The sequence below is a fragment of the Dietzia sp. Die43 genome (assembly GCF_024519835.1).
Classification (GTDB): Bacteria; Actinomycetota; Actinomycetes; order Mycobacteriales; family Mycobacteriaceae; genus Dietzia; species Dietzia kunjamensis.
Window position 1 is genome coordinate 134,866 of sequence record NZ_JALJRF010000001.1, and the last position, 12,517, is coordinate 147,382.

The window sequence follows — 12,517 nt, forward strand, 5'->3', positions numbered from 1 at the left end:
CCGTCTGATCTGCGAATTGACGGTTCGAGGTTGTATCGCACCCTAGCGCCGCCCGTCCCGGGGCGCGACGTGAACCGCCCGATTCCCGCGAGTCCGGAGGTCGGTGGCCGTGTCCGGTGGGACGCCGGTACACCCGAGTGGGACCTGGCCACTCACGAGTCGTCGGCGAACCTGTACCGTGCGGCCAGTTCGACGACCGTCGCGCGCATCGCCCCCACGTCGGGGCCCGCCCGCAGCACGTGCCGGGAGACGTTCACGAGCGTGTCCGGAAGCGCGGGACCGGCGATGCGCACCACGTCGTCGAGGGTGCCCCCCTGCTCCCCCACCCCCGGCATCAGGACGGGCCCGCGGAGGCCGCCGAGGTCCGGCGGGTCGGCGACCGTGGCACCCACGACCACCCCGAAGGACCCGGGCGCGTCCGCTCCGGCGCCCGCGTTCCGGCGGGACACCTCGTCCACGACCGTCTGCGCGACGGTCCCGGAGCCGCCCACGGACGCCTGCAGCGCGGAGGCCTCCGGGTTGGAGGTCCGGGCGAGGACGAACAGGCCCCGGCCGGAGGAGGCCGCCGTCTCGAACGCCGCGTCCAGTGCGCCCACCCCGAGGTACGGGGACACCGTGAGCGCGTCGCAGGCCAGCGGGGACCCGTCCCGCAGCCACGCGCGGGCGTACCCGGCCATGGTGGAGCCGATGTCGCCGCGTTTGGCGTCGGCCACCGACAGCGCCCCGCGCTCGCCGATCGCGCCCAGCAGCTCCTCCAGGACCCGGAACCCGGCGGACCCGTACTCCTCGAAGAACGCCACCTGGGGTTTGACCGCGGGGACCAGGTCCCCGAATGCCTCGAGCGACCGCCGCGAGAACTCCGCCACACCGGCCGCGTCGACGCCCAGGCCCCACGCCTCCAGCAGCGCCGGGTGGGGGTCGATGCCCACGCAGAGGTTGCCCCGCTCGGCGACCGCCCTGCGCAGGCGGGCGCCGAACGGGGCCGCGGTAGTCGTCACCGCGCCGCGTACCCGGCGTGCAGCTCCTGCAGGGGGCTGACGCTGACGTCGCCGCGCAGCATGGCCTCGATCCCGTGGACCGCCGCGGTGGCGCCCTGGACGGTGGTCACGCAGGGCACGCGGCGGGAGATCGCCGCGGAGCGGATCTCGTGGCCGTCGGCACGGGTGCCCCCGGTCGACGAGGCGATGTTGAGGATGAGGTCCACCTCGTCGGCGTTGATTCGGTCGACGATCGTGCGGATCGGCCGGCCGTCCTCGTCGACCGGGCCGGTGCCGGACTCGGTCAGCTTGGCCACGGTCTCGCAGGCGATGCCGTACCGGCGGAGCATGAGCGCGGTGCCCTCGGTGGCCAGCACCGTGAACCCGAGCGCCGCCAGCCGCTGGGCCGGGAACACCATCGACCGCTTGTCCCGGTTGGCCACCGAGACGAACACCGTGCCCGACAGCGGTAGCACGCCGTCGGCGGACAGCTGGCCCTTGGCGAAGGCCACGGCGAAGTCCGGGCCGATGCCCATGACCTCACCCGTGGACTTCATCTCCGGGCTGAGCAGGGACTCCACGGTGTCGCCCTCCGGGGTGCGGAACCGGTTGAACGGCAGCACCGCCTCCTTGACGGCGACGGGGGCGTCCGCGGGCAGGGAGCCGCCGTCCCGGTCGGACGGGAGCAGCCCCTCCGCGCGCAGGTCGGCGATCGACTCGCCCAGCATGATGCGGGCACACGCCTTGGCAAGGTGCACACCGGTCGCCTTGGACACGAAGGGCACCGTCCGGCTGGCCCGGGGGTTGGCCTCGAGGACGTAGAGCACGTCGTCCTTGAGGGCGTACTGCACGTTCATCAGGCCCTTGACGCCGATGCCCATGGCCAGCGCCTCGCTGGAGCGGCGGACCCTGTCGATGTCGTCCTGCCCGAGGGTGATCGGCGGCAGCGTGCAGGCGGAGTCGCCGGAGTGGATGCCGGCCTCCTCGATGTGCTCCATGACGCCGCCCAGGTACACCTCGGTGCCGTCGCACAGGACGTCGACGTCGATCTCCACGGCGTCGTCGAGGAAGCGGTCCACCAGCACCGGTCGGTCCGGGCTGATCTCGGTGGCGCGGTCGATGTACGAGCGCAGGGAGCCCTCGTCGTAGACGATCTCCATGCCCCGGCCGCCCAGCACGTAGGACGGGCGCACCAGGACCGGGTACCCGATGTCGGCGGCGATGGCGGTGGCCTCGTCGGCGTTGATCGCGGTGCCGAACGCCGGGGCCGGCAGCCCCGCCCGGACCAGCACCTCACCGAACTCGCGGCGGTCCTCGGCCAGGTCGATCGCGGACGGGCTGGTGCCCACGATGGGCACGCCGGCGGCCTCGAGCTGCGCGGCCAGCCCCAGCGGGGTCTGGCCACCGAGCTGCACCAGCACACCGGCGACCGTGCCGGACTCGGACTCGGCGTGGAAGACCTCCATGACGTCCTCGAACGTCAGGGGCTCGAAGTACAGCCGGTCGGCCGTGTCGTAGTCGGTCGAGACCGTCTCCGGGTTGCAGTTGACCATGACCGTCTCGTACCCGGCCTCGGACAGCGTCAGGGCGGCGTGCACGCAGGAGTAGTCGAACTCGATGCCCTGGCCGATGCGGTTGGGCCCGGAACCGAGGATGATCACCTTCTCGCGCTCGGTCTGCGGGGCGACCTCGGACTCGGCGGCGGGGTCGAGCTCGTAGGTCGAGTAGTGGTACGGGGTCTTGGCCTCGAACTCCGCGGCGCACGTGTCGACCGTCTTGTAGACGGGCCGGATCCCCAGCCGGTGGCGCAGGCGCTGCACGCCCTCGGCACCGGCGAACTCGGGTCGGAGGGCGGCGATCTGCGCGTCCGACAGACCGTTGTGCTTGGCCCGACGCAGCAGGTCCGCGCCCAGCACGGCGGCGTCGACGATCTCGCGGCGCAGGTCCACGAGCTCGGCCACCTCCTCGAGGAACCACGGGTCGATGCCGGAGGCCTCGTGGACCTGCTGGACCGTCGCCCCCAGGCGCAGCGCCAGCTCGACGTCGTACATCCGGCCCTCGGTCGGACGGACCAGGTCGGCGAGCACCGCGTCGACGTCCGTGGAGCGCCCGGGTGCGATGGTCTCGTCGGGCAGGGTCCAGAACCCCGAGGCCTTGGTCTCCAGCGACCGCATGACCTTACCGAGGGCCTCCCGGTAGTTGCGCCCCAGGCTCATGGCCTCACCCACCGACTTCATGGTGGTGGTGAGGGTGTCGTCGGCACCCGGGAACTTCTCGAAGGCGAACCGGGGCGCCTTGACCACCACGTAGTCGAGGGTCGGCTCGAAGCACGCGGGGGTCTCGCCGGTGATGTCGTTGGTGATCTCGTCGAGCGAGTACCCGATGGCCAGCCGTGCTGCGATCTTGGCGATCGGGAAGCCGGTGGCCTTGGAGGCCAGCGCGGAGGACCGCGAGACCCGGGGGTTCATCTCGATCACGACCAGGCGGCCGTCGACGGGGTTGATGGCGAACTGGATGTTGCAGCCGCCGGTGTCCACGCCCACGGCGCGGATGATCGCGATGCCCAGGTCGCGCATGTTCTGGAACTCGCGGTCGGTCAGCGTCATGGACGGCGCGACGGTGACGGAGTCGCCGGTGTGCACGCCCAGGGCGTCCACGTTCTCGATCGAGCAGATCACCACGACGTTGTCCTTGTTGTCGCGCATCAGCTCGAGTTCGTACTCCTTCCACCCGAGGATGGACTCCTCGATGAGGACGTTCGCGGTCGGCGAGGCGGAAAGCCCGCCGCCGGCGATGCGCTCGAGGTCCTCGGTGGTGTAGGCCAGACCCGAGCCCAGGCCGCCCATGGTGAAGGAGGGCCGGACCACGACCGGCAGCCCCAGCTCGGCGACGGTGGCGTGGACCTCCTCCATGGTGTGGCAGACGGCGCTGCGGGCCGACTCGCCGCCCACGCTGGCGACGATGTCCTTGAAGGTCTGCCGGTCCTCGCCGCGGTTGATGGCGGGGATGTCCGCGCCGATGAGCTCGACCCCGTGCTTGTCGAGGAGCCCCTGGGCGTCCAGCTGCATGGCGGCGTTCAGCGCGGTCTGCCCACCGAGGGTCGCGAGGACCGCGTCCACGGGGTGGCCGTCGGCGGCCTCCTTGGTCAGGATCTTGTCGATGAACTCGGGCGTGATGGGCTCGACGTAGGTGGCGTCGGCGAACTCCGGGTCGGTCATGATCGTGGCCGGGTTGGAGTTGACGAGGGTGACGCGCAGTCCTTCGGACTTGAGCACGCGGCAGGCCTGGGTGCCCGAGTAGTCGAACTCGCAGGCCTGTCCGATGACGATCGGACCGGAGCCGATCACGAGGACGTGGTCGATATCTGTGCGGCGGGGCATCAGTTCGAGCCCTTTCCCGAGTCGGCGGACCCGTTGGCGGCGAGCATGGAGACGAAGCGGTCGAAGAGGTCGGCGGCGTCCCGGGGACCTGCCGCGGATTCGGGGTGGTACTGGACGGAGAAGGCGCTGCCGTCGACCAGGGCGACGCCCTCGACGGTGCCGTCGTTGGCGCACACGTGGGTCACGGCGGCCGTGCCCCACGGGGTCTGCCAGGTGTCACCCTCCGGGGCGCGCAGCGCGAACCCGTGGTTCTGGGAGGTGATGGACACGGCGCCGGTGGCCTTCTCGATCACCGGGATGTTGATGCCGCGGTGCCCGAACTGCATCTTGTAGGTCTCCAGCCCCAGAGCCCGGCCGAGGATCTGGTTCCCGAAGCAGATGCCGAAGAAGGGGATCCCCTGGCCCAGCACCTCCTTGGTGAGGTGCACCGCGTGATCGGCCGTCGCCGGGTCGCCGGGACCGTTGGACAGGAACACCCCGTCGACGTCGAGGTCGAGGATGTCCTGCAGCGTCGATCCCGCCGGGATGACGTGGACCCGGATGCCGCGCGCGGCGAGCATCCGGGGGGTGTTGGACTTGATACCCAGGTCCAGCGCGGCGATCGTGTGGGACGCCTCGCCCTCCGGCTCCACCACGTACGCCTCGCGCGTGGAGACCTCGTCGGACAGCGACGCACCGGCCATGGACTCCTGGGCCCGGACCGCGGCGAGCATGGTCTCGTCGTCGGTCAGGTCGTCGCCCGAGAAGATCCCGGCCTTCATGGCCCCGAGCTCCCGGATGTGGCGGACCACGGCGCGCGTGTCGATACCGGCGATGCCGACCACGCCCTGGGCGACCATCTCGTCTTCGAGGCTGCGGGTGGACCGGTAGTTGGAGGGCTGTCGCGACAGGTCGCGGATCACGAACCCGGAGACCCAGATCCGCCCCCCGCGGGATTCGCCGTCGAGGCGGGACTCACCGTCCTCGTCGTTCCAGCCGGTGTTGCCGATCTGGGGGGCGGTGGCCACGACGATCTGCCGGCAGTAGGAGGGGTCGGTGAGGGTCTCCTGGTAGCCGGACATGCCGGTGGTGAACACGGCCTCCCCGAGGGTGGTACCGGTCGCGCCGAAGGAGGTGCCGCGGTGGATCCGACCGTCCTCGAGGACGAGCGCGGCGGGTTGCGGGCCCGCCTGCGGCGCGGGCGTGTGGCTGTGCGGTGTCACTGGTTCTCCTCGGTGGTGGAGCTGGAGTCGGTGGGCGTGTCGGAGGGGTCGGCGTCTCCGCGCAGCGCCTCCCAGCGGGGGTAGGTGTCCTTGTCGTCGGCCCGGAAACCGGAGTCGACGAGCGTTCGGCCGTCGGTGCCCGTCACCTGCCATCGCGCGACGAGGATGCCGCCGCCGGGCACGGTCTTGTTGGCCAGCGCCGAGGCGCGGCGCACGTCGAGGAGGTCGGTGCGGGGGATCCACACGACGGCGTCGGCCAACTCGAGGCGTATGCCGCCGGTGTGGGCGGTCAGGGTGCCGGCCGAGCGGTGGCCGAGGGGCGGCCGGGCGATCCGGGCCTGCCAGTCCCCCGCGATGGTGCTGCCGATGTAGACACCGGTCAGCGGTCCCAGGACGATCTCGCCCGGGTCGGCGGGCGGGGTGGGGAGCTCGTCGAAGAGCCCGGCCTGGGACCGGCTACGGTTCCGCCATCCCAGCGTCATCAGGCCGATGAGCGTGAGCAGCACGGCGATGACGATGATGACGGTCCAGTAGTCCTGGGTCATGCGAGTACCTCTCCGTCGCGGGTGGTCAGGCGGCCCCGGTACACGGTGCCGACGACCCTGGCCGCGAATGTCATTCCCTCGTAGGGGGTGTTGGCGGACAGACTTGCGAGCGCGTCGCCGACGACGGTCCACGGGGAGTCGGGGTCGACGACGACGAGGTTCGCGGGCTCCCCTACGGCGATCGGTCGCCCCTGGTCCGACAGGCCGGCGATCTCGGCGGGCCGGGTGCTCATGACACGGGCGAGGTCCCGCCAGGTCATGTCCCCGGTCTCGACCAGCAGGGCGGCGACGATCGGCAGGGCGGTCTCGAGTCCGAGCATGCCCGGCCGGGCGGCGGCGAACTCGCAGCACTTCTCCTGCGCGGCGTGTGGGGCGTGGTCGGTGGCGACGCAGTCGATCACGCCGGACCTCAGCGCCTCGCGCAGCGCGAGGGTGTCGTGTGCCTCGCGCAGGGGCGGGTTGACCCGGTAGACGCCGTCGTAGGTCTCGAGACGGGAGTCGTCGAGGAGCAGGTGGTGCGGGGTGACCTCGGCGGTGATCGAGATCCCCTGGTCCTTGGCCCACCGCAGCAGTTCGACGGTGCCGGTCGTGGAGGCGTGGCAGATGTGCACGCGGGCGCCGGCGTCGCGGGCCAGGATCGCGTCCCGGGCGACGATCGACTCCTCCGCCGACCGCGGCCACCCGGTCAGTCCCAGGCGTGCGGCGTGGGGCCCCTCGTGGGCCACGGCGCCGCCGGTGAGCCGGGGTTCCTCGGCGTGCTGGGCGACGAGGACGCCCAATCCGGCCGAGTACTCCAGGGCTCGACGCATCACCAGTGGGTCGTGGACGCACATCCCGTCGTCGGAGAACACCCTGACGCGGGCCTCCCCCGCGGCCATCTGCCCCATCTCGGTGAGCTGCTCACCCTTGAGACCCACGGTGACGGCGCCGACGGGGTGCACGTCGCACAGTCCGACCTCGAGGCCGATCCGCCAGACCGAGTCGGTCACCGTCTGGTTGTCCTGCGGGGGTTGGGTGTTGGCCATGGCGAACACCGCCGTGTACCCCCCGCGGGCCGCGGCGGCCGAACCCGAGGCGATGGTCTCGGTGTCCTCGCGACCGGGTTCGCGGAGGTGGGTGTGCAGGTCGACGAACCCCGGCAGCAGCACGGCGCCGTCCGGATCGAGGACCTCGATGTCCGTCGCGGACAGGTCCACGGACTCGCCCGCGTCCGGACCGATCGCGGCGATGACGCCGTCGCGGACGAGGACGTCGACCGGGTCGCCTTCGCCGTAGGGACGCACCCGCCGTAGCAACAGGGTCGGTGTGTGGGGGGCGCTCACTCAGGGGTTCCTTCCGCCGTGACGAGAGTGTGGAGCAGTACCGACATGCGCACGTGCACGCCGTTGGTGACCTGCTGGAGGATCGCGGAGGACGGCGCGTCGGCGGTGTCGAAGCCGATCTCCATCCCACGGACCATCGGACCCGGGTGCAGGACCACGACGTCGTCGCGGAGCCGGGCGGCGCGCGTCGGCCCGAGCCCGTAGCGCACCGCGTATTCGCGGGCGGACGGGAAGAACCCACCGTTCATCCGCTCGGCCTGGACGCGCAGCATCATGACGGCGTCCGCACCGTCCAACACCGCGTCGAGGTCGGTCGACGCGCGGACCGGCCAGCCGTCGACGCCCACCGGGAGCAGGGTCGGCGGGGCGACGAGGACCACCTCCGCGCCCAACGTGGACAGCAACAGGGCGTTGGACCGGGCGACGCGCGAGTGCAGGATGTCCCCGACGATCACCACCCGGCGCCCGTCTATCCCGCCGAGGCGTTCACGCAGGGTCATGGCGTCGAGCAGTGCCTGGGTGGGGTGCTCGTGCATCCCGTCACCGGCGTTGATGACCGACGGGCCGACGCCGCCCGGCGTGACCCACCCGGCGATCTGCTGAGCCGACCCCGAGGCCGGGTGGCGCACGATGAGGGCGTCCGCGCCGATGGCGGTCAGGGTGAGCGCCGTGTCGCGCAACGACTCGCCCTTCTGGACCGAGGAGGCGCTGGCGGAGACGTTGATGACGTCCGCGCTCATCCACTTACCGGCCGTCTCGAACGACACCCGCGTGCGGGTGGAGTTCTCGTAGAACACGGTGAGGACGGTCTTGCCCCGCAGCGTCGGCAACTTGCGGACCTCGCGACCGAGGAGCGTCTCCTTGAGTCGCTCCGCCTCGTCGAGGATGGACAGGGCCGAGTCGCGGTCGAGGTCGGCGGCCGAGAGCAGGTGCTTCATCTCGTCCTCTCCGCGTCCGGACGCCGCAGGACCACGGCGTCGACCCCGTCGACCTCGGTGAGCCGGACGGACACTCCCTCGTCGCGGGAGGTGGGGACGTTCTTGCCCACGTAGTCGGCCCGGATCGGCAGTTCACGATGCCCGCGGTCGACCAGCACGGCGAGCTGGACCCGCGCCGGTCGCCCGAGGTCGCGCAGGGCATCGAACGCCGCGCGGATGGTCCGGCCCGAGAACAGGACGTCATCCACGAGGATCACCGTCGCGCCGTCGATCCCGGCCGACGGGACCCGCGTGGGGTTCATCGGCCGGTGCGGGCCTCCGGCGAGGTCGTCGCGGTAGAGCGTGACGTCGAGGGCCCCGGCGTGGACGTCCGCGCCGCTGAACTCACGGATCCTCTCGGCGAGTCGGGCCGCGAGCGGCACCCCGCGGGTGGGGATTCCCAGCAGCACCACGGGGCCCGAGTCGGGCGCGTCCGCAGCAGTGCGTTCGATGATCTGATGTGCCAGGCGGGACACCGTCCTGGCGACGTCGTCGGACGTGAAGAGTGACACCGAGTTCTCTTGCGAACCGTCAGCGCTCACCGATCACCACCTCCTTGTCCGCCTCGCTGGACGGCTCGTTAAAGGGATAGCTTTCGGTCCTGAACTCTATCAGTCCCCGGTGTCCGTTCCGGGATCGGCGGACGTGGCCTCCGACACGTCTCCGGGCGCGTCGCCGGCGGCCTCGGAGGCAGCGTCGGCGGGCGGGGTGTCCAGGCCCGCCACGGCCCGCTCGGCGGCCCTGATGTGCTGGGCCAGGCCGGCCACGCGGTCGAGGACCGCGTTGACGTACGGAACCGATTTCTCCGCGGACAGGTCGGACACCAGAAGGACCGCCTGGTCGATCACGACGGCGGCGTCCACCTCGTCCGAGCTGAAGAGCAGTTCCCACGCACCGGCGCGCAGGACCGCGCGGTCGACGGCGGGCAGCCGCTCCAGCGTCCACTCCCTCAGGTGCTCGGTGATGGTGGAGTCGAGGCGGTCGAGCCGCTCGGCGACGCCGGTGACGATCTCCATCGTGTAGGGCGCGACGTCGTGGAACTCCTGGGAGTCCTCGCCCATCTGCCGACGCTCCTCGGCGAGCGCCACCACGTCCGCGTCACGTAGCTCCGCCTCGAACAGCAGCGAGACCGCGCGCCTGCGCGCCCGGTAGCGTGATCCGCGACGGCGGTGGTCGACGTCTTCCGACATGATCAGTCGTTCACCCGGCTGAGGTAGCGGCCGTCACGGGTGTCGATGCGCAGCTTGTCGCCGGTGTTGATGAACAGCGGCACCTGGACCTCGGCACCCGTCTCGAGGGTCGCCGGCTTGGTGCCACCGGTCGAACGGTCGCCCTGCAGGCCCGGGTCGGTGTGCTGGACCAGCAGGTCGACGGCGACCGGCATCTCGGCGAACAGCGGGACACCCTCGTGGATGGAGACCTGGACCGAGGTGTTCTCGAGCAGGAAGCGGGCACCGTCACCCATCACGGTCGGCGTGACGTTGATCTGCTCGAAGTCCTTCTCGTCCATGAGGACGTAGTCCTCGCCGTCGCGGTAGAGGAAGGTCATGTCGCGCCGGTCGACGGTCGCGGTCTCCACCTTCACGCCGGCACTGAACGTCTTGTCGATGGTCTTGCCGCTGACCACGTTCTTCATCTTGGTCCGCACGAACGCGGGGCCCTTGCCGGGCTTGACGTGCTGGAACTCGGTGATCTGCCAGAGTTGGCCCTCCTCCTTGAGGACGAGGCCGTTCTTGAAATCGGCGGTGGACGCCATAGTCGGTACTCCTTCGGGAAGTCGTCCGCGCCGCAGCCGGGGGCGGCGTCGCGCGCATGATCGTGGGTCGGATCCTCAGAGCACCCTGAGGTCCTTCGACGTGGTGGTCAGGGACCGTCCGCCACCGCCGGTGACGGCCACGGTGTCCTCGATTCGGATCCCGCCGAGGCCCGGGAGGTAGATCCCCGGCTCGATGGTGATCACATCGCCGTCGGACAGTGTACTCGTGGACCGGGTCGACACCGCGGGCGCTTCGTGCACGTCCAACCCCACCCCGTGCCCCAGCGAGTGGCCGAAGTGGTCGCCGAACCCGGCGTCGGTGATGATGTCGCGGCTGACGGCGTCGAGCTCGGCGCACGGGACGCCGGCGCGGACGGCCTCGCCCCCCGCGATCTGAGCTCGGCGGACGACGTCGTAGGCCTCCACCAGACGGTCCGGGGCGGTCCCCAACGCGACCGTGCGGGTGCAGTCGGACGCGTACCCCGAGACCGTGGCTCCGAAGTCCACCACCACCAGGTCGCCCTCCGCCAGGACCCGGTCCCCGGGAACGTGGTGCGGGTGCGCTCCGTTGGGTCCGGAGGCCACGATCGTCTCGAACGCCACGCCGTCCGAACCGGCCCGCCGCATCGCGTGCTCCAGGTCCGCCGCGACCTCTCGTTCGGTCCGACCGGCCGCCACCAGGTCGCTGCCCAGCACGTGGGTCCACGCCTCGTCGACCACCGTGCACGCCCTGGCGATGAGGGCGAGCTCGTCGGGATCCTTGGCGCGGCGCACCGTCTCCACCAGCCCGCTGGTCTCCACTATCCGGGCGTCCGCTCCCCCGGTCGCCGCGAGCGCACGGCGCAGGCCGGCGGCCGCGGACAGGGTCAGCTGATCGGCCTCGACGGCGAGCGGGGCGTCGGCGGGTCCGCGACGACGACCGAGGACGCCGGCGACATACTCGCGCGAGATCACGTGGCCCACGTCCGGGGCCTGCTCGACGACCTGGAGTTCGTAGCGGGAATCCGTGCAGAGGACCGCCTCGCCGTCGTCCTCCACCAGGACGGCCCCACCCGACCCGGAGAACCCGGTCAGGTAGGCGATGTTCCGTGGATCGGTCACCAACAGGGCGTCGGCACCGACGTCGGCGAGGGCGGCGGCGACGGCGCGGCGACGTGGGGCGAGACGCTCGATCACAGCAGGATCCCTCCACCGCTGGGCTTGCGGCCCTCCGAGATGGTGGCGTACGCCGCCGTCATGAGCGACGGGTCCGGGGCCTCCATGCGCGACGGGCGGGCCAGTCCGTCCAGCACGACCAGCCGCAGGAAGCCCGAGTGGTTCTTCTTGTCGCCGGCCATCAGCTCGAGCAACCGCGGGAAGGCGTCCTCGTCGTACCCGGTGGGAAGTCCGAGGGACGCGAGGACGGAGGCGTGACGGTCCGCCGTCGCGTCGTCCAGTCGGCCCGCCAGCCTGGCGAGCTCGGCGGCGAAGCACATCCCGACGCTGATCGCCGCGCCGTGACGCCACCGGTACTGCTCGCGACGCTCCACGGCGTGGCCGAGGGTGTGGCCGTAGTTGAGGATCTCCCGCAGGCCGGACTCCTTGAGGTCCTGGCCGACCACGTCGGCCTTGACCTGCACGCTGCGGCGGATGAGCTCGACGATCGTCTCGCCGCCCGGATCGAGCGCCGCAGCGGGATCCGCCTCGATGAGGTCGAGGATCTCCGGGTCGGCGATGAAGCCGCACTTGACCACCTCGGCCATTCCGGAGACCAACTCGTTGTGCGGGACGGTCTCGAGCGTCGCGGTGTCGATGAACACGGCGGCGGGCTCGTGGAAGCAGCCCACCAGGTTCTTCCCGGCATCGGTGTTGATTCCGGTCTTGCCACCGACCGCGGCGTCGACCATCGCCAGCAGGGTGGTGGGGATGTGTACGACCCGGACGCCACGCATCCAGGTGGCGGCGACGAAGCCCGCGAGGTCGGTGGCCGCGCCCCCGCCGAGGCTCACGACGGTGTCCTTGCGGTTCAACCCGATCTGGCCCAGGACGTCCCAGCAGTACCCGGCGACGGCGAGGTCCTTGCCGGCCTCCGCGTCCGGGATCTCGATCCGGTGGGCGTCGATGCCGGCGTCGGCGAGCTTCTCGCGGAGCGCCTCGGCGGTCTGGGCCAGCGGCGGTTGGTAGAAGATCGCCACGGTTCGCGAGGACGAACACGCCTCGAGGATCTCCGGGAGCAGGCCCCGGCCGATGACCACGGGGTACGGGTCCGCGGCGCGCACCTCCACGACGACGGGCTCGGTGGTGTTCTCGTCCTGGTTCATCTGCTGCTCCCGCTCATCGCTCGTGTCGCACTCGTGTCGCTACGCGTCTGGTCGTCAC

At 71.3% G+C, this 12,517-nt stretch carries 11 protein-coding genes; all 11 read right to left on the reverse strand.

Going from position 1 to position 12,517, the window contains the following annotated elements; translation table 11 throughout:
• Positions 1–152: 152 nt before the first annotated feature.
• On the reverse strand, positions 153–998 hold the full coding sequence (pyrF, locus tag NR111_RS00635; protein WP_096905427.1) for an orotidine-5'-phosphate decarboxylase: 846 nt from the start codon (positions 996–998) through the stop codon (positions 153–155).
• Entirely contained in the window at positions 995–4,357 is a 3,363-nt protein-coding gene (gene carB, locus NR111_RS00640; RefSeq protein ID WP_256819391.1) for a carbamoyl-phosphate synthase large subunit, read from the reverse strand. The genes pyrF and carB overlap by 4 nt, the downstream gene beginning before the upstream one ends.
• The gene (gene carA, locus NR111_RS00645; protein ID WP_256819393.1) at positions 4,357–5,559 is read right to left on the reverse strand and encodes a glutamine-hydrolyzing carbamoyl-phosphate synthase small subunit; all 1,203 of its coding nucleotides are present in this window, start codon (positions 5,557–5,559) and stop codon (positions 4,357–4,359) included. Before carA ends, carB begins: the two co-directional genes overlap by 1 nt.
• Entirely contained in the window at positions 5,556–6,104 is a 549-nt protein-coding gene (locus NR111_RS00650; RefSeq protein ID WP_256819394.1) for a hypothetical protein, read from the reverse strand. Before NR111_RS00650 ends, carA begins: the two co-directional genes overlap by 4 nt.
• The gene (locus tag NR111_RS00655; RefSeq protein ID WP_256819396.1) at positions 6,101–7,426 is read right to left on the reverse strand and encodes a dihydroorotase; all 1,326 of its coding nucleotides are present in this window, start codon (positions 7,424–7,426) and stop codon (positions 6,101–6,103) included. The genes NR111_RS00650 and NR111_RS00655 overlap by 4 nt, the downstream gene beginning before the upstream one ends.
• Positions 7,423–8,364 carry an aspartate carbamoyltransferase catalytic subunit gene (locus NR111_RS00660; protein WP_256819398.1) on the reverse strand — a complete coding sequence of 314 codons (942 nt, stop codon included), beginning with the start codon at positions 8,362–8,364 and terminating at the stop codon, positions 7,423–7,425. The genes NR111_RS00655 and NR111_RS00660 overlap by 4 nt, the downstream gene beginning before the upstream one ends.
• Entirely contained in the window at positions 8,361–8,945 is a 585-nt protein-coding gene (gene pyrR / locus NR111_RS00665; RefSeq protein WP_067717941.1) for a bifunctional pyr operon transcriptional regulator/uracil phosphoribosyltransferase PyrR, read from the reverse strand. The genes NR111_RS00660 and pyrR overlap by 4 nt, the downstream gene beginning before the upstream one ends.
• A gap of 69 nt (positions 8,946–9,014) precedes the next feature.
• The gene (gene nusB / locus NR111_RS00670; RefSeq protein ID WP_132061343.1) at positions 9,015–9,593 is read right to left on the reverse strand and encodes a transcription antitermination factor NusB; all 579 of its coding nucleotides are present in this window, start codon (positions 9,591–9,593) and stop codon (positions 9,015–9,017) included.
• A gap of 2 nt (positions 9,594–9,595) precedes the next feature.
• Complete coding sequence (gene efp / locus NR111_RS00675; RefSeq protein WP_067717936.1) at positions 9,596–10,159, reverse strand: elongation factor P; 564 nt, start codon at positions 10,157–10,159, stop codon at positions 9,596–9,598.
• Between the two features lie 75 nt (positions 10,160–10,234).
• A complete protein-coding gene (locus NR111_RS18645; protein ID WP_206472178.1) occupies positions 10,235–11,335 on the reverse strand; it encodes an aminopeptidase P family protein in 1,101 nt (366 codons plus the stop codon).
• Complete coding sequence (gene aroB, locus NR111_RS00685; RefSeq protein WP_256819402.1) at positions 11,332–12,459, reverse strand: 3-dehydroquinate synthase; 1,128 nt, start codon at positions 12,457–12,459, stop codon at positions 11,332–11,334. The genes NR111_RS18645 and aroB overlap by 4 nt, the downstream gene beginning before the upstream one ends.
• Between the last annotated feature and the right edge of the window lie 58 nt (positions 12,460–12,517).